Origin of the sequence: Pseudoalteromonas rhizosphaerae (genome assembly GCF_902498845.1) — a bacterium.
Classification (GTDB): domain Bacteria; phylum Pseudomonadota; class Gammaproteobacteria; order Enterobacterales; family Alteromonadaceae; genus Pseudoalteromonas; species Pseudoalteromonas rhizosphaerae.
Genome location: NZ_CABVLM010000010.1, coordinates 170008 through 187364, shown reverse-complemented (window position 1 = coordinate 187364; position 17357 = coordinate 170008). Strand labels below are relative to the sequence as shown.

Genomic DNA, 17357 nt, shown 5'->3' with positions numbered 1-17357 from the left:
CTTATTTATTATTTACAGCCACTGTTAAAAAGCAGCGCATGCGAGAAGTAGATACCATATAGAAAATTACCAGCTTAGTAAATTCGCTTTACCGGTTGTTAGCGTAGGGGGGATCATACTTTGTAAAGAATTATAATTTATGATCTAATGCGCTAAATTTCATCACTTTATTTTCCTATCTAGAACTAAAACAACCTTCTTATAGGATGCAAACGAGTTGGTTGCTGAGTACAACAGCAGTGGTAGCCTATTACGTTGTTATGTTCATGGCATCGGTGAAGATGACCCGCTGGTTTGGTACGAAGGTACTGGCACAGGGAGCAAGCGCTATTTACATGCAGATGAACGTGGTTCGATTATTAGTGAAACGAATGGCTTAGGGTCAATTGCCGCTACGCATAAATATGGCCCATTTGGTGAACCAATTAATACAAGCTCATCGCGTTTTAGATATACAGGGCAAATCTTAATCCCTGGTACTAAGCTTTACCATTACAAAGCACGCGTTTATCACCCTGAACTAGGGCGATTCTTACAAACTGACCCTGTGGGTTATGAAGATCAGATGAATTTCTATGCTTATGTTGGGAATGATCCAATTAACCATAGCGATCCATCTGGTAAGTTTATGAATTTCCTTATTGCAGGATTAGTAGGCGCAGTTGCAGAAGTCGCTGTTCAAGTTGCCTTTGAAGGTAAGTCATTGTCTAGTATAGATGTTGGGGCAGTAAATAATGCAGTTTGTGTGTTATTTCGCTCATTTTGATATATGCGATTAGCGGTAATTCTCAACCAAGGCATAAGTAAATACCTTTGAATCCAAAGCCTCGCTAGTCGCTGGTTTTGTTATTTTTGGGATCAATGAAAATAGTCGTTTGGCACCAAATTCAATTGAGTGATCTGAGCAGGACTTAATCCATGGCGAAGGAGTTCGCAGTCTTTCATCTTCACTGAGCTTTTTAATTAAGGAGGCCTCATGTGGTTGAGTAAGCTAGTAAATTTATGCTAATTTAGGCTTAAATACTATTTCACATATAGTTGCTTCGATTAGCTGTATCCCAATGAATCCGAATACGCTTATATCAACTTATGCTTCAAACAACATACTAAGCATTTATTACTTGGTTTTTTAGCGAATGTTGTGGTGACGCTTGCAGTAAAAAAGACACGTTATGGTTTAGTGTGTAATAAAGTCACTCACCAATCTAATAGATACGCTATTACTATGATTAGTATTAATTTATCTATGCAAAAGTAGTAAGTGTGAGGTGTTTATTGCTACACTGAATCACCTAATTTAGCGAAGTCTCAATGAAACTGATGAAAAAAATAGTTATCACTTTATTTATTATGTTGGCACTGAGTGCTTGCAGTAAGCCAATACCCTCAGATAAGTTTGCGTATATAGGTTATTGGCAAGGTCCTGGTATGTATATAGAAATACTCCCAGATGGAACTTTTGACTATCAACGAGGTGGAACTTCTATTTCATCATCTATAGATCAGTTTGATGGCGATAATTTCTTAGTTGATATGCTTATAATGAATACAACTTTTGAGGTTTCGCAACCACCATTTTTTAGTGATGGTCAGTGGTCAATGGTTGTTGATGGAGTAAGAGTAACAAGGACGGATGACTAACTTACTATGCATTTATGTTAACTACTATAAAATTAACTAATTGGTATCGGTGACTCATAATGATCCTCAGCACTAAAACTGGACACAGCACTAAGCTATGTTACTTAGTTCAAATGCTTCAGGGCTGAGATAGCCATTAGCGCTATGGCTTCTTGTTTTGTTGTAATCAATTTCAATGTATTCAAATACTGCTTCACGCATTGTTTTACTATCCATAATTGGCTCGCCATGGATCGCTTCGACTTTCAATGAATGGAAGAAACTCTCTGCACAGGCGTTGTCCCAACAATTTCCTTTTCGGCTCATGCTTTGCTTTAATCCATGGTTTTGCAGCAGATTACGGAAGTCTCCAGAGCAATATTGACTACCTCGGTCACTATGAACGATAACATCTTTTGGTCGGCCTCTACGGAAAATAGCCATTTTTTAACACATCAGACACGAGCTCTGCTTTCATGTTGGAACCATTACCGCTCTTGAAAACAGGTCGATAATAACGGCTAAATAAAGCCAGCCTTCGCTGGTCCATAAATAGGTAATGTCCGTTATCCACTTCTGATTTGTTGCCGTGGCAGCTAAGCCTTGGCGTTTCATGCTGTCGCTGATAGTTTTGATACATGCAGTTTGCTGATTATCTTCCAATTCAACTTGGATGCGAGTAGCACCATAACCCGGCTTTGAATCAACAAAAATCTGTTGTATTTGCTCATCTCGCAGCTGTTGTTGCCATGCTCTCTTACTCACCACCTCACCGAATTTAAGCCAATGATAAAATCCACTTCGCGACACTTTGAGCACCAAAGCCATACACGCGTCACCTTAAATTTTGCTTGGTGCGCTCGCATGAATTTGAACCGCTTTATTTTTGATTCTTCGCAGAGTAGGAAGTCGCCTTTTTTAATATGGCTAAGTCCTCCGATTGCTCAGATATTTGACCTTTTAGTTTGGCTAGTTCAGCAGCTATTTTGGCCTCAGGTTGGTTCGCCCTTTTCTTTTGTTGCAGCTTATTGCGCCAATCGTAGATTTGCGACTCATGAATGTCTAAATCTCTAGCAGTGGCAGCAACACCGATTTTTGCAGCTAACAGAACGGCTTCTTGTTTAAATTCAGTCGTATGAGTTTTACGTGATTTCTTTGTTGTCATAAATACTTCAATGGTTATTGTACTTACTTAGTCATGTGCCTAGAAGTAGTAGCAGGGAACAGTAAGCTCCAACCTCTCCAAATAAGCCACTCAAAGACCTGTGATATCTTCCAAATTGCCAATTAAAACAACACCAAGTCTTTTTATATTTCACATGAAATTGGAGTAAGCGATTGAATCAAAATAGGAACTAGGCTATTGTTTGTGAAGAACCTTAAATAGCGAGTAACTATCTGAACTCGTGATATGTTTATGGAATATGGGATGTTACAGCAAATTGAACAATGGATTGAGCAGACAAACCTTAAACACCAAGAGCAAAGGGTAACTTGCTCTAAATTTTTTGACGAGTTTAAAGGATTTTATTCTTTGGAGTTTTTACAACATGCGTATTTTGTAATTATTGATGAAATCCCAAAGCCTCATTTTCCAGAGTTACGACACCTTGGATTAGGTGACTTCATCGATATGGATGTAAGTGGAATTACATATAAAAACACTTACTACGTTCTTCCTCATTCAGCATCTGATTTACGTTTGCATTTTCATGAACTTGTTCATGTTGCGCAGTGGGAGATTCTAGGCGCAATTCCCTTTATGGAACGTTACATAACAGAAATCCACACTAAGGGTTATTATGATGCGCCTTTGGAAAAAATGGCATACGCTTTTGACTCTCACTTTATAAATGGTGGTGATAGAATTGACGTCCCCCATTTTATAGCGCAAAAAATATAATAATCCTCTTAATGAATTTCCTTAGCGATGCTTATTGTTGTGATTAATTGAGACCAGATAGCACGTTAGATAATTTTATTCGCGTTCTAGCTAATAAAATTAGCTGGCTAACAATTACATCAAGATTATCCTCGCAATGCAAAATTATAAACATACTGGGCTGTTAAAATATGTTCCTAAGAAATCTACTCATTGGATTAACAATAGTGTTCGCTTGGTTGCCAACTACCTTTCTAATGATTATTGGTGGACTTTATTTCCTAACAAGTATTGTAACTATTTTTTTTGTACCACTTAGTTTTACTTTGCAATGGTTGTTACCATTGGTTGGGGGGCTTTTGGGGTATCTAGCTCTAACTTCTTTAAGTTGGGGGTTGAATATAGCGCTAAAAAAAAGATTAATATTTCTAATTTTAGGTGTAGCTTCTTTGCTCTATGTGTATTGGTTGAGCTGCAATTATCAAGGAGAAATTGTTAGCTTAAGTTTAAGCTGGTATAAATTATTTATAATTGGAGGTCCGCTATTTTTTAGTGTTATCCATATCCTTCTTCACCTTTTATGGTTGAAAAAATCAGCATAATTTTTTCTGGTATGTATGTTTTAGTATAAGCACAATAAACTCTAAACGTAACACCAATTCATAAAACGTGCAGATACCATTGCGTTAAGTAATCACGATTGGTGTCAATAAATATTCTAATATTTATATGTTTGAAATACTATTTTGGGAAAGGGAGTTATGAGAATTTTATTAAAACAAAACAAGTTAGCTAGTGTTAAGCTGTTTCATAGTTTTGTCACTAGAACGTTATTTTGTGGCATGTTTGCTTACTATCTTGTTGAAATCTCAAAAGCCGCATTTTTAACGCAACTTGGATATATCGCCTTGTTTTGTGCATTATCCTTGATAAGTGAATACGTTATGTCAAAGCCAAAAAAGTCAGTGGCCGTTGCGATTGATGGCGATGTTTTGATTGTATTGGGTGCACGTATAAGTATTACCGAGATCAGTGAAATTTTATATGTACAAGCGAAAAGGTTTGAACATATAGTAAGGTTTCGTTTTAAAAATCAGACTTATCAAGATTTTGAATTCGCTTCTCCTGATTTAATTGAAGATCTACGCTTTTACAATTTTCTAGTTGAAAATCAATTACCAGTTAAGATGCTAGATAGTTGTGAGCGTGTTACTTAGTATTTCAACATAACAAATTGTTCAAGAGCTATTCTGCACGCGTGGCATTTTTACTATGCGTTCGGTTTAGTGGTTAAGGTGGTATGCAGACGCTTTGGTATTGCGTGCCTCACACCTTAACAAGGTGTTGAGGCTGTAGAATTACTATTTTCTAAGAATAACAGCTTGTTTTATGGGTTCCAAAATGCATTACCTAATGCTTTAAAAACGCTTAGAGTTAATTCAGAAGCTCGATTTTTTAATTGAATTTGGCTGTAGGAGTTACTCTACAGCCTTGTTTGGCATTCAAGGGGGAGTATGATTAAATTTAAAGTAGTTAGCATAATTACAGCAGCTATTGCATTCACTTTGTGTTTGGTTCTTATACTTATTCCGGAAGTATTATTTATGTTGTTTAATATTGATGAAAATAACTCTGCTTTCTTTATCGGTAGAAGGGCTGCAATGTTATTTCTCGGAATATCTGTGTTTAGTTGGTTTGGCCGAAATGCTGAGCATTCAGAATCTAGGCAGGCTATATGTTTGAGTCTTTCCGTTTCTATGTTTGCATTGGCTTTTCTTGGTAGTGTTGAATATTTACGTGGATTTGCTGGTATAGGTATTTTACTGGCAGTTATTACGGAGGCTAGTATTGCCTTGCTGTATTATAAAATATGGTTAAGTTGTAATAATGTCTAACAAGGTCTTAAACATAAATTTAGAATCAGAGTTGGGCTTACAAAAAACAGAGATTACTCATGGTTAACGTATATTTATTTACAGATGATTATGACCGACTATTTAATTTTTATCATAAGACTTTAAAATTTAAGGATCTGGACTGTGTTCTAACCTTTCCTGAAAATGATAATGCCGGAATATGGCTATTAAATTCACACGGAAATCCTACCGGATTGAGCTATTTCGGCTATGAAGTAAAAACTAACTTTTTATCCTATTGCGATAGCCTTATTTCACTTGGCGTAAAATTTGAAATGGTTTGGAGTCAGCCAAGTGGATATGTAGCAAGGTTCTTTGATTCTGATGGAAATACGATTCAAATTACATCTGAATGCTTTGATGATACTAATGAGGTAGACACTAGCAATTGGGGTTTCTTTAATGCTATCAAATAATTGCATAAAATCGTAAATAAAAAAATGAGTTCTTAGCTCCATAAAAATCCTTAATTACGATAATGACGAACCAAGGAGAAACTAGTAAAAATTGAATCAAAAGATTAATTTGATTATGGTTGTTCAGCAGTAAAATAAATTTAAACGAGTTATTTTTTAGGCTCGTTAGTTTCATTTATGTAGCCTTCACTTTTTAACTAGGTGGGGAAACTACTTTTTATGAGCTGTATTTATCTAAAATTTCTTCATAAATAATAGGGTTAATGGGATGCCAATGTACTCTCAAGAGTTTAAAACTGAGCTTAAAAAGTGTAATATTTTTAAAATTAAAAGTCCCAAAGGTGGGCACTATAACGACCGTTTTGAACTTAATGCTATTATTGCAGCAGAAAATGAAGCTCAGTTGTTAAATTATTTAGAACGGTTAGGCGTTTGTCATACAGTCCATAATGAAGAACCTAAACAATGGTGCCCACCGCCAATAGTATTAAATGGCACAAAAAAATGGATTGAATATAATGCCCAATGTGAATGTTTTGGCTATAAAACGTGTGTGCATATAGGAACTACCAACCTTACAATTGAGTTTAATTTTAATTCCGACAATCTCTATGAAGTATCAATTAATGATTTAAAAAGAGCTGTAGAATTTGAAAAGACATTAAAATTAAATGGCTTTGTCTCTTAAGGTAACCAAGCTTATCGATTAACGTTAAGTTACAAGAAAGAGGTCATCTTCTTAAAACTAACAACGTATACGGATTGTTCTTTCGCCATAGAAATTACTAATATTTCAGGTCGCGTCGGCGGAAAAATTATAAATTAACAAACCCATCTACTTCTATTTGTTTGTAGGGTCTAAAATGGTTTTCGTATTGAAGGTGTAAAATGCCTAGGCTAACTAATAAAATGCTTGATGAAATGCAGGAAAATGTAGTGGATTTTGAACTGATTTTTGGTATTGATAATCCCAATTACTTGCCTTACTGGACTGCTTATATGAGAAATGACGAGCGCAGACAGTTCTTATTAAATGAAGGCTCAACATTTTTAGATTTTAATAAGGAAATGCTCGAACATGATTTTGATTGGTTGCAATGGGAAGCAACCACTTGAAAATAAAGCACAATGAAAGACATGATAGTAGTACAGTTTTTTAATGTTAAACAACTTCATAGTCTCGTTAATTTTTAAATCGCTTATGTGAATTGCGCGCCCAACTTTTGACTTACACGGGCGCATCTTGGGCATATTTGGTAGGCAGCAAATAAAAAGCTGAGCTTAATGGGACTCAAAGTGAGCTCTCTAAACTGATAAAATATAACCAATAATCTTCGAGTGGCGATTACATTGCACAAATATATGATTTATCTTACACATAAGGCTTCAGATTGCTCGGTAAATGGTAATGGTAATTCACATTTATAATTCCCCCCCATAGCATTTATTTCAAATGCTAAGTTATTACCTTGCCAATTAAAGTTTTCAAACCACCAGTTGCCGTCTTTTCCTATAAGATCAATGATTGAGTCGTCCGTTTTATTTATGGCACTACAAACATGTTTAATGTTTGTTGGGCCATCAAATAGGGATGTACTGTAATGCTCAATGGTAAAACATGGGTTCATTTCAGAATTATTAAGAATAAGACGAAACAGACCTTCTGCTTCTTTTACATTGCCAAACTCTATATGTTTAACAGCAGGAGGGATGACAACCTCATTCTTTTTTACCGCTTTTTGGTGCTCTGCTTTAACGTCTTCTTCCTTTTTGGGTTTGTTTTTTAGCTCACAACTAATCGTCATATTTGACAGTTCTATAGTACAAGCTTGATCAGCCCAATAGGCAGCAACAAAGAAATATAATCGGTGACCTGAGAAATGCATTTCAAAAGGGTAGATGTTAGGATCATCAGCTAAATTAATGCCTTTGGTGATCTGACAAAAGCGGACCTCTTTATGGGTTGTTAGGTTTTTAACCTGAATACAAGGATCGCCATTTTTTATATAAGCGGCAAACTCCGGTTGCTGATCATCTCTGAAGTTGTCTGTTGCATAGAACTTATATTGACTAATGTCATCTGCTTTAGCGACACTGGCGATGAGTAAAATAAGTAACACACATATCTTTTTCATTTTTTATAAGCCTTATAGCTAATCAGGGGTTTTTATAAAAAAAACGGAACAACACTTTAACTATTTTAAAGGTTTTTGCAATAGAGTTGTTATGGTGGGGTATTTTGAAAGACTAATAATTTATGTCATATCTTTGATAGTTAATGGGCGTCTCTTATTTCACTAGGTAGTTTGGAGTTGTAATTATTTGGTTCATATTAAAAAACACCAAATCACACTAACCACTTCAAAAGCCGTTAATCACTAAACGATTGAATCAAAATAGGAATTCGGCTATGGTTGATACAATAATAAAAATAAATTAAAAACGAGTTATTCTACAGATTCATTAGGGCTTACTAAAAACAGTTGCAAGGATGGTGAAATGGTTAGGTTTTATCTGGTTCTTACTTTATTAGGAATTTTACTTCCTTATGGCGCCTTTGTTCCTTGGCTAGTTACAAATGGTTTAGATCTTGGTCTCTTGTTTAATGACGCGGTGACAAATTCTATCAGCGTATTTGCTTGGCTTGATGTTGTAGTGTCTGCAGTTGTTTTGTTGGGTTTTATCATTGTCGATGGTCGCAGAAATAAAGTGACATATCGATATTTTGCTGTGCTGGGCACGTTGTTTGTGGGTGTGTCGTTTGGGCTTCCACTTTATCTTTACCTCAAAGAAAAGCAGTCCCTTGAATCACAGCCCTAACAAATAAGTTATGGCGTCAATAGCTATCTTCAAGTATCTGGCGCTTTCCGCATTTTACTACTTACTAGCACTGAATTTAAAATCGCCATCATTTTCCAGATGTAAGCAATGATACGTAGTTACTGGTGTTAGCCCTATTTTTAGCGCTATTGGTACTTCAATGATGTTATTTATTTCGATACTAATGCCATTTATAGTGCTTTGTATCATTGATATTAAATGCAAAAAGCGGATAGAACTTTTTACTTTTATAAATGCCATGCTGCTGGTCGGATCTGTAAAAGGCGTTAATTAAAGTAAAAAGCCTTTTTAAAATCTAAAACATAAGATTACACATTCATGGCTTTTTGTTTCCTAGCGCTATCTATTTTATGCGTTTTTCCATTTTGTAAGATAGTAATTTTACGCCAACCAATTTGGCAATACTTACTGCTGCTAAGTGTTATAACTGCCTATTATCAGGAATATATAAACTTATACGCAGTTGTTGTTATTGTGTTTTATTTAGGCTTATTGCACTTTTCGGTATCTGCAACCTCTGCGTTAATACGCAGTATCTTAACGCCTTTATTTGTAATAGCCTCACTTGGTTTAGCCTTACATTGGTTCCCCGGTTTTAATAACCAGCCTATTGTTGTTAATGAACAGCTTACTAGCAATGCAATTGCATTTACCCTGTATGCTAATTTCGATAAAGCATTAGCGGGTTTGATGCTGAGCGCTTATTTTTTTACAAAAAATAAAACGCTAAAACCAATAAGCGTAGGGCATCCACTTTCGATTATTGCCATCACGATTTTAGCTGCACTCATCACTGCTTTCATATTGGGCCTTATGGAGTTTGCGCCTAAAGTACCCGAATTTTGGTTTTTATTTATAGCAATTAATCTATTTTTTACCTGCGTTGCAGAAGAGGCGTTATTTAGAGGGATAATACAAACTAAGCTTTCGAAAGTGATAACCTCGGCTCGGTTTGCATTACTAGCGCCTGTGATCACTACTGGTTTATTTTCACTCGCACACTTTTCAGCTGGAGCTAGTTACATGCTAGTGGCAGCTGTTGCTGGTTTTGGCTATGGATACATTTTTTATAAAACTCAGCGTTTAGAGTGGGCTATTTTATGCCATTGGTTCGTTAATGTGTTTCACTTTTTCTTATTTACTTACCCTATGCTTGCAACACCCTCTTATTAAATAACTATATGCTATCAAGTACTGAGGGTGTGATTTGTGTTATTACCTTAATAAACTTCCCCTCTGCTATTGGTTTATATTGGGCAACATCAAGTGGTACAAGTTTATTGCAATCTTTATTACTCTATAATTACTTTCAAAATAAAACAGTCGGAAAAACTATTTATTTTTAACGTATGAAAATAATATTTTTCGCTGTTTCAATAGCCTAAGAAGTAATTGGACTATTGAAAAGCTCAAGAGCAGGGGTTAATAAACGACTGCCTTTACTGTTCATTTTTCAAATTAGCTGGTTCTAATAAACTAAACGTAGGTAAGCGCCATTTAAAGCGTACCGATGCCATGCGTATTAAATACCCTACAACTAGGCTTGTAATAACGCTGATGTTGTCATCAATGTTGTAGTGGTGTAGTGCTAGATATAAACAAGCTACAATCAGCGCTACGCTGGCGTAAAGCTCATGATGTAATACTAGCGGCGCTTGGCGACAAATTAAATCACGTAATAATCCACCAAATACGCCGGTAACAATAGCAGCGACTACACAAATACCATAGTGCAAACCCATATTAAGCCCCACTTGGCAGCCAATAATACTAAATGCGGCAAGCCCAAGGGCATCTAAACGCATAAAAATGCCTTTAAATTTAACCACCCATTTTGCAAGCCAAGTTGTAATAATACCGGCAACGCAGGTGATCAATAAATATTCTGGATGTTTTACCCAAGTTAAAGGGTAATTGCCAAGTAAAATATCGCGTACGCTGCCACCACCAATTGCTGTGGCACTGGCTACTAACATAACCCCAAACCAATCCATGTTTCTGCGCCCAGCACTCAGCGCACCGGTCATGGCTTCGGCTGTAATACCAATAATATAAACAATAGTTAATAGCATAAGATATTCACTTGAATTTTTAAGAGCAAAAATAAAAGTGCGATTGTAGAGAGAAACTAATAAAAAGACGAGTGAGAAATTACACTAAAAACGCTCAGTTTCAGATAAAAAAAACTAATGTGAAATTAATGTGTGAATTGGCTGTTAATAGTACGTTGACCTAGCGTGTAATTATAAAAAAATAAGGACAAAAGACCGTAAATAATGTAATAAAATATATGTAGTTAGCTGGAACCTCGTGCAATTAGTCGCGGTGTTAGTAGGGTACTTTGTACTTGTTCACCACGAATTAGTTTTAGTAAGTTTTCAACTAGCATTTGTCCTGCTATTGTGGTGTTTTGCTCTATGGTTGTGAGTGGCGGGTTTACATAGCTGGCAATCGAAATATTATCAAAACCTATCACGGCTACATCTTTCGGCACGTTAATATTGGCTTCTTTTAAAGCGCGTATTGCACCTATAGCAATCAGATCGCTAGCAGCGAAAAGGGCATTAAAGGTAATATTGTTGGCAATAAGCGAACGTGTGGCATGATAACCAGACTCTTCGGTCGAAATCGCATTCGCTATTTTTCGCTCGCTTAAGGTAATAGCATGTTGTTTTAACTTGTCTTTAAAGCCATTAAAACGGGCAAAAAATTCAGGGCTATGATCAGATGCATCACCAATAAATGCGCAATCAGTTCGGTTATGCGCCAATAAATGCTCAGCAGCAAGTTGGCCGCCGCCATAGTTATCACAGCTAATTGTTAAATCGGCACGATTATCTACCGTTGCTCCCCAACAAACAAATTTGGTGTTTTGTTCAAGCAAGGTATTAAACTTAGGCTGAAAATCAATGTAATCGCCATAACCTAATAAAATAATACCATCAGCACGGTGACTGTCTTCGTAGTCCGCTTGCCAATCTGAGCTTGCAGATTGAAACGATACCAATAAGTCATACCCTTCTTTTGCGCAAGCACGCGTTATGCTGCCGAGCATCGCTAAAAAGAACGGATTGATTTGTGATTCATCTGCTGTGGGATCTTCAAACAGTAACAAAGCCAATGTACTACTTTGTTGAGTTCGAAGGTTACTCGCATTTTTGTCGACTTTATAGTTAAGCTGCTTGGCTACCTCAAAAACACGTTTGCGGGTTTCTTCATTAACCAATGGACTGTTGCGCAAGGCGCGCGAGACAGTGGATTGTGATACCCCTGCGTAGTGTGCAATGTCAAACGATGTAGCTTTACCTTTCATACACAACCTAACTATTTCAAGTAACTAAAGTGCAAATAACTCGTGTTATTCTCGTTTATTTGCTGATTTTTACAAGCTATTTATCAGTAATTTAAAATTTTTATTGATCCAACCCTGACACCGGTGTCATAATGCGGGTGTTTTATCATTTTGTTGTCAAAACGTATTGGCTGCCCATTTAGTTGGGCAGCATTTTTTTATACTAGAGTAACTACTTTGAGGTGATAGCTCAAAGTTTATCTCATAGCGATAGCAAGACCATTGAAATTACAATAATAAGCACGGTTATAGCTAAGTATATAAACCGCTTAGACAAAAGAGAAAACACGATGAACTCCAAGCCAAATTCAGAATTCGATCCTATCTTAGTGGCCGACATCGGCGGCACTAATGCCCGTTTTGCTTTAATTACTGCTTTTAACCTACAAGAAAAACAATTCGTTATTGAGCATAATATCATTTTTCCCAGTGCCAATTTTGGTTCATTGGAAGCGGCAATAACGCATTATTTATCTCAAGTTAGTCATATTCAACCTCGACGCGCGTGTTTAGCCGTGGCTGGACCGATAAAAGCAGGCCAAGTACATTTAACTAATTTAGGTTGGCACTTTAGTGTCGAACAAGTAAAAGCTGAGTTTAATTTAGCTCAACTGGAAGTGATCAACGATTTTGCTGCGTTTGCCTATGCAGCACCTTATTTAGATCCACAACAAAACATTGCAGTTAAAGCAGGACAAGCCGATACTGATGCAAATATTGCAGTCATGGGTCCGGGCACTGGTTTTGGTGCGGCGTGTTTAGTGCGTACTAGCCAATCACGTGCTGTTTTGAGTTGTGAAGGTGGGCATATAACATTGGCGTCAGTGAGTGAATTAGATACTCAGCTGATCATCGAGTTACGTAAGCTATTGCCACATGTATCGGTCGAAACAGTATTTTCAGGGCCGGGTATTGCTCATTTGTATCAAGCCATGGCGGCTGTAAAAGGTGTCGATGCTAAGAATTTAACCGCTGCACAAATTAGCGAATTAGCAAATAGTGGTGAATGTGCCATTTGCGATGCTACGTTAAATCAATTTTGTGATTGGATTGGCAGTGTCGCAGGCGATTTAGCACTGGCATTTGGTGCGTTAGGTGGTGTGTATATTGGTGGCGGTATTTTACCGCGTATGCAAGCTCGTTTACTTGCTAGTCGTTTTGTTGAGCGTTTTGGTGCTAAAGGGATCATGTCGCAGTATGTGAGCCAAATACCAGTGACGTTAGTCACACAAGATAATATTCCACTTATTGGTGCTGCTGCATGTTTGCACGTCAATGAGCAGTCATAATACATCGCTCATAGGGGTGTTATTGGGAAGGTTGGATGAAGAAAGTTACAATAAATAGTGTTGCAAGTTATGCCGGGGTCTCTAAAAAAACCGTGTCTCGGGTTTTAAATAATGAACCTAATGTTAGTGATGCAACCCGTGAAAAAGTTCTTAAGGTTTTTAAAGAGCTAGATTACACTCCTAACCCGATCGCCAGAGGTTTGGCGCAAAATCGTAGTTTTATTATTGGTTGCATTTACGATAACCCGAGTAAAAGTTATATCACTCGGGTGCAAACTGGTGCGCTTGCTGCGTGTCAAGAAAACAACTATAACTTGTTGATCCACCCATGTGATTTACGTGGTGATGCGTTGATCAGTAATATTGAGCATTTACTACAATCTTCTCGTCTTGATGGCTTGGTATTGACGCCGCCATTTTCAGATTTTAAGGTATTAGTCGATTTTCTCAAAAGTAAAAAAATTCCGTATGCACGAGTTGCATCAGCAGTGCTTGAAGACGATTCAATTTCAGTACGCAGTAATGATGAGCAGGGCGCATTTGAGATCACTGAGCACTTAATTAAGCTTGGCCATAAAGCGATCGCGTTTATTAAAGGCCACCCAGATCACAGTGCCACTGAGCAGCGTTTCAAAGGTTATCGCAGAGCGCTTAGTACGCACGGCATTGAATTTAATGAACGTTTGGTTGAAGAGGGTAACTTTAGTTATCATTCTGGGGTTGATAGTGCGCGCAGCATTTTAGACTTAACCCCACGTCCAACCGCTGTATTTGCATCAAATGATTACATGGCTGCGGCGGTATTAAAATTGGCAACACAACGTCAATTTAAAGTACCCGATGATATTTCTATCGCGGGTTTTGATAATGCGCCAATCGCTCGTCATATTTGGCCTGGTCTTACTACCATAGCGCAACCGGTTGAAGAAATGACTAAACAAGCGGTTACTAAACTGATTGAGCATATTGGTGATCCGCAAGAGCAACCGTATCAGGTTACGCTTGAAGCGCGATTAATCACACGCGAGTCTACCGCACAAGTTAGATAAAGGCTTTTCACAGTTGCCCGAGTTTGAGTGACGCTTACTCGGGCATTTTTTGCTTAACAAAGCAGTCTGCATGTTGTTGCTATATGGGTTTTATTATCCGCTCATAGGTACTTACGATTGATATGGTTCCGCTTATGAAAACACATTATAATCAATATATTAAAGTAAAAACTCCTCACATTTTCTAGCTCTCCAGCAACACAATTTAGCAACTAAGCTAGATCCCCTAATGAAAAATTATTTTCGTTCATTATTTGGTCATTTAAAATATTTAAACTAAATTTATAGGATAGGGTTGACACCGGTGTCACAGTCATGCGTTAATACAGTGACACCGGTGTCAGGTTGATTGTGAGAGACAACCTGCCAACGTATACCTTTGAACGGGTAAATCAAAGATGCTCAGTGCAAGTTCATTCGTGGAGTATGCACTTGCCACTGAGCCTTTATCCTCTAACCTTAGAGATGAGTCGAATTTTATGTTACATCCTCGTATTCAAGAAGTCACCGAACGCGTCATTGAACGCAGTAAAGCTACTCGCCAAGCCTATTTAGAACGCATCAATCATGCAAAAAAACAAACAAGAGTTCGTTCTGGTTTAGGTTGTGGCAATATCGCCCATGTTATGGCTGCGTGTAGCAGTGACGATAAAGCACGTTTAAAAGCTGATGAGCAGCCAAACTTAGCGATTATCAATTCATATAACGATATGCTATCTGCGCACGTGCCATATAAAGATTATCCAGATTTAATTAAAGATATTGCTACAAAGTACGATGCCACAGCTCAAGTTGCAGGCGGCGTGCCAGCCATGTGTGATGGCGTAACTCAGGGCCGTGATGGCATGGAGTTATCGCTTTTTTCTCGTGATGTAATTGCGATGTCGACAGCTATTTCATTATCACACGATGTGTTTGATGGCGTATTTTGCTTAGGTGTGTGTGACAAAATTGTCCCTGGTCTATTAATTGGTGCTTTATCATTTGGTCATCTACCGGTGTACTTTTTGCCAGCAGGCCCGATGCAGTCAGGCATTCCAAATAAAGAAAAAGCCCGTATTCGTCAAAAGTTTGCTCAAGGCTTAGTAAGCCGTGATGAGCTTTTAGAAGCGGAGAGTGCGTCTTATCACAGCGCGGGTACTTGTACGTTTTACGGTACTGCAAACAGTAACCAAATGTTGATGGAAATTATGGGCTTGCACCTTCCTGGTAGCTCGTTCATCAATCCATATACAGAGTTGCGTGATGGTTTAACCGGTAATGCGGTAGAAACCATGCTTAAACAATTGATTCAAAGTAAAGATGCCAATTGCTTAGCGGATGTTGTAACTGAAAAAACCATTATTAATGGTTTAGTTGGTTTGTTAGCAACCGGTGGCTCTACGAATCATGCAATTCACTTAGTGGCAATTGCCAAAGCGGCAGGCGTTGAGCTGACATGGAAAGATATGTCGGATTTATCAGAAGTGGTGCCACTGCTAACACGTATTTATCCAAATGGTTCTGCTGATGTAAATCATTTCCAAGCAGCCGGCGGCATGGGTTTCCTTATGAGAGAACTCGTTGGTGCAGGGTTCTTGCACAATGACGTTAAAACCATTGTTGGCGAAGGTCTCGAGGCGTATACCCAAGAACCACGTTTAGATACTGACAGTAACCTGATCATGACGAGCGCAACAGGCCCAAGCAAAGTTAAATGGGTACCGTGTCCAGAGAATTCATTAGACGAAGATGTACTTCGTCCAATTGACAACCCATTCAGTAAACAAGGTGGCTTACAGTTACTAACTGGTAACTTAGGTAAAGCCGTGATCAAAGTGTCTGCGGTTGCGGTTGAGCATCAAGTTGTTACAGCACCAGCAAAAGTATTTGCTTCACAAAGTGCATTACAAGAAGCCTATACACGCGGTGAGTTAAACCAAGACTTTATTGCTGTGCTAAAAGAGCAAGGTCCAAAAGCCAAAGGTATGCCTGAGCTGCATAAGCTCACGCCAGTAATGGCAACCTTGCAAGATGAAGGTTACAAAGTAGCGATCGTAACTGATGGTCGTATGTCAGGCGCATCAGGTAAAGTGCCAGCGGCAATCCACTTAGCACCAGAGGCTGTTGAAGGCGGCATTATTGCTAAGATTCAGGAAGGTGATTTAATTACTCTTGATGCACCAGCAGGTATCTTAAAAGTACATGTAAGTGATGAAGAATTAGCACAACGTGAATTACAACTTAGCGTACCTAGCTTAACGTTTGGTACGGGCCGAGAGTTGTTCACCGGATTTAGAAATATCGTAAGTAGCGCAGACATGGGCGCTAGCGCCTTTGGAATAGAATAATAATTCGCCAAACTGGGTATGAGGAACACACTATGAGCATAGAAAAAATATTATCATCGGCACCGGTAGTGCCAGTGGTGGTAATTGATAATTTAGAAGATGCAGCGCCACTAGCAAGAGCGCTGTATAACGGCGGTCTAAAAGCACTTGAAATTACACTGCGTACACCGATTGCTGCAGAAGCTGTAAAGCTAATGAAAGCCGAAGTACCAGAAGCCTATGTTGGCACCGGGACTGTGGTAGATAAAGCAAGCTTTGATGCATCAGTTGCCGCAGGTGCTGATTTTATGGTGAGCCCAGGCGTAAATGATGAACTTTTAGCACTGGCAAAAGGCACTGATATTCCATTTCTACCGGGCGCCGCAACGCCAAGTGAAGTGATGAAATTAGCCAGTCACGGATTTAAGTTTTTAAAGTTCTTCCCAGCAGAAGCTGCAGGTGGAACAGCAATGCTTAAATCGATTGGTGGGCCATTACCACAAGTAACATTTTGTCCAACCGGTGGCATTAGCCTAGCAACAGCTCCTAGTTATTTAGCACTTAGCAATGTTATTTGTGTTGGTGGTACCTGGATGCTAGATAAACAACTAATTGAAAATAAAGACTGGCAAGCCATTGAAGCGCTTGCTCGCCAAGCAAGTGAAGTTAAATAATTTAAGTGG

General features: G+C 38.2%; 20 protein-coding genes and 1 pseudogene. 15 read left to right on the top strand and 6 right to left on the bottom strand.

From position 1 onward, the window contains the following. Positions 1-217 precede the first annotated feature (217 nt). Together PSR9079_RS16185 and PSR9079_RS16180 are read left to right on the top strand one after the other, a co-directional pair. Positions 218-766, top strand: a complete 549-nt coding sequence (locus tag PSR9079_RS16185; protein WP_149982420.1) for an RHS repeat-associated core domain-containing protein — start codon at positions 218-220, stop codon at positions 764-766. Between the two features lie 554 nt (positions 767-1320). Beyond that, positions 1321-1641, top strand: coding sequence for a membrane lipoprotein lipid attachment site-containing protein (locus PSR9079_RS16180; protein WP_149982419.1), 321 nt, complete (start codon positions 1321-1323; stop codon positions 1639-1641). A gap of 90 nt (positions 1642-1731) precedes the next feature. Here PSR9079_RS16180 and PSR9079_RS24325 read toward each other — a convergent pair whose 3' ends face one another. The 3 genes and pseudogenes from PSR9079_RS24325 to PSR9079_RS24275 all read right to left on the bottom strand — a co-directional run bounded on the left by PSR9079_RS24325 (position 1732) and on the right by PSR9079_RS24275 (position 2785). Beyond that, positions 1732-1947, bottom strand: coding sequence for an IS3 family transposase (locus PSR9079_RS24325; protein WP_484297943.1), 216 nt, complete (start codon positions 1945-1947; stop codon positions 1732-1734). Between the two features lie 39 nt (positions 1948-1986). After that, a pseudogene (locus tag PSR9079_RS24320) lies at positions 1987-2448 on the bottom strand (DDE-type integrase/transposase/recombinase); the annotation flags it as partial. A 52-nt stretch (positions 2449-2500) separates the two neighbouring features. Further along, positions 2501-2785, bottom strand: a complete 285-nt coding sequence (locus PSR9079_RS24275) for a transposase (protein WP_425468866.1) — start codon at positions 2783-2785, stop codon at positions 2501-2503. A gap of 264 nt (positions 2786-3049) precedes the next feature. Between PSR9079_RS24275 and PSR9079_RS16170 the strand changes: the two genes are divergently transcribed. The 7 genes from PSR9079_RS16170 to PSR9079_RS16135 all read left to right on the top strand — a co-directional run bounded on the left by PSR9079_RS16170 (position 3050) and on the right by PSR9079_RS16135 (position 6950). Continuing rightward, positions 3050-3523 carry a hypothetical protein gene (locus PSR9079_RS16170; RefSeq protein WP_149982418.1) on the top strand — a complete coding sequence of 158 codons (474 nt, stop codon included), beginning with the start codon at positions 3050-3052 and terminating at the stop codon, positions 3521-3523. A 206-nt stretch (positions 3524-3729) separates the two neighbouring features. After that, the gene (locus PSR9079_RS16165) at positions 3730-4104 is read left to right on the top strand and encodes a hypothetical protein (protein WP_149982417.1); all 375 of its coding nucleotides are present in this window, start codon (positions 3730-3732) and stop codon (positions 4102-4104) included. A 159-nt stretch (positions 4105-4263) separates the two neighbouring features. Next, complete coding sequence (locus PSR9079_RS16160; protein WP_149982416.1) at positions 4264-4719, top strand: hypothetical protein; 456 nt, start codon at positions 4264-4266, stop codon at positions 4717-4719. 297 nt (positions 4720-5016) lie between these two features. Next, positions 5017-5397: a hypothetical protein gene (locus tag PSR9079_RS16150; RefSeq protein ID WP_149982415.1), complete on the top strand. Its 381-nt coding sequence runs from the start codon at positions 5017-5019 to the stop codon at positions 5395-5397. 59 nt (positions 5398-5456) lie between these two features. After that, complete coding sequence (locus PSR9079_RS16145) at positions 5457-5834, top strand: VOC family protein (protein WP_149982414.1); 378 nt, start codon at positions 5457-5459, stop codon at positions 5832-5834. Between the two features lie 274 nt (positions 5835-6108). Then, positions 6109-6522 (top strand): hypothetical protein, encoded by a 414-nt coding sequence (locus tag PSR9079_RS16140; RefSeq protein ID WP_149982413.1) that lies wholly within the window; start codon positions 6109-6111, stop codon positions 6520-6522. Between the two features lie 200 nt (positions 6523-6722). Beyond that, positions 6723-6950: a hypothetical protein gene (locus PSR9079_RS16135; RefSeq protein ID WP_149982412.1), complete on the top strand. Its 228-nt coding sequence runs from the start codon at positions 6723-6725 to the stop codon at positions 6948-6950. Between the two features lie 251 nt (positions 6951-7201). Here PSR9079_RS16135 and PSR9079_RS16130 read toward each other — a convergent pair whose 3' ends face one another. Beyond that, on the bottom strand, positions 7202-7969 hold the full coding sequence (locus PSR9079_RS16130) for a hypothetical protein (RefSeq protein ID WP_149982411.1): 768 nt from the start codon (positions 7967-7969) through the stop codon (positions 7202-7204). A 364-nt stretch (positions 7970-8333) separates the two neighbouring features. Between PSR9079_RS16130 and PSR9079_RS16125 the strand changes: the two genes are divergently transcribed. Further along, positions 8334-8654: a DUF2834 domain-containing protein gene (locus PSR9079_RS16125; protein ID WP_149982410.1), complete on the top strand. Its 321-nt coding sequence runs from the start codon at positions 8334-8336 to the stop codon at positions 8652-8654. Positions 8655-8993: 339 nt separating this feature from the next. Further along, positions 8994-9848: a CPBP family intramembrane glutamic endopeptidase gene (locus PSR9079_RS16120; protein ID WP_149982409.1), complete on the top strand. Its 855-nt coding sequence runs from the start codon at positions 8994-8996 to the stop codon at positions 9846-9848. Between the two features lie 266 nt (positions 9849-10114). On the opposite strand, the gene PSR9079_RS16110 is transcribed toward PSR9079_RS16120, so the two are convergent. Continuing rightward, a complete protein-coding gene (locus PSR9079_RS16110; protein ID WP_145233460.1) occupies positions 10115-10747 on the bottom strand; it encodes a trimeric intracellular cation channel family protein in 633 nt (210 codons plus the stop codon). A gap of 224 nt (positions 10748-10971) precedes the next feature. Continuing rightward, a complete protein-coding gene (locus PSR9079_RS16105; RefSeq protein WP_149982408.1) occupies positions 10972-11988 on the bottom strand; it encodes a LacI family DNA-binding transcriptional regulator in 1017 nt (338 codons plus the stop codon). Between the two features lie 329 nt (positions 11989-12317). On the opposite strand from PSR9079_RS16105, the gene glk reads away from it, so the two are divergent. From glk to eda, 4 genes are all read left to right on the top strand, one after another. Continuing rightward, complete coding sequence (gene glk / locus PSR9079_RS16100) at positions 12318-13316, top strand: glucokinase (RefSeq protein ID WP_145233464.1); 999 nt, start codon at positions 12318-12320, stop codon at positions 13314-13316. A 35-nt stretch (positions 13317-13351) separates the two neighbouring features. Continuing rightward, positions 13352-14365: a LacI family DNA-binding transcriptional regulator gene (locus PSR9079_RS16095; protein ID WP_145233466.1), complete on the top strand. Its 1014-nt coding sequence runs from the start codon at positions 13352-13354 to the stop codon at positions 14363-14365. Between the two features lie 479 nt (positions 14366-14844). Next, entirely contained in the window at positions 14845-16695 is a 1851-nt protein-coding gene (edd, locus tag PSR9079_RS16090) for a phosphogluconate dehydratase (RefSeq protein ID WP_145233468.1), read from the top strand. A 32-nt stretch (positions 16696-16727) separates the two neighbouring features. Next, the gene (gene eda / locus PSR9079_RS16085) at positions 16728-17348 is read left to right on the top strand and encodes a bifunctional 4-hydroxy-2-oxoglutarate aldolase/2-dehydro-3-deoxy-phosphogluconate aldolase (RefSeq protein WP_145233470.1); all 621 of its coding nucleotides are present in this window, start codon (positions 16728-16730) and stop codon (positions 17346-17348) included. Positions 17349-17357 lie beyond the last annotated feature (9 nt).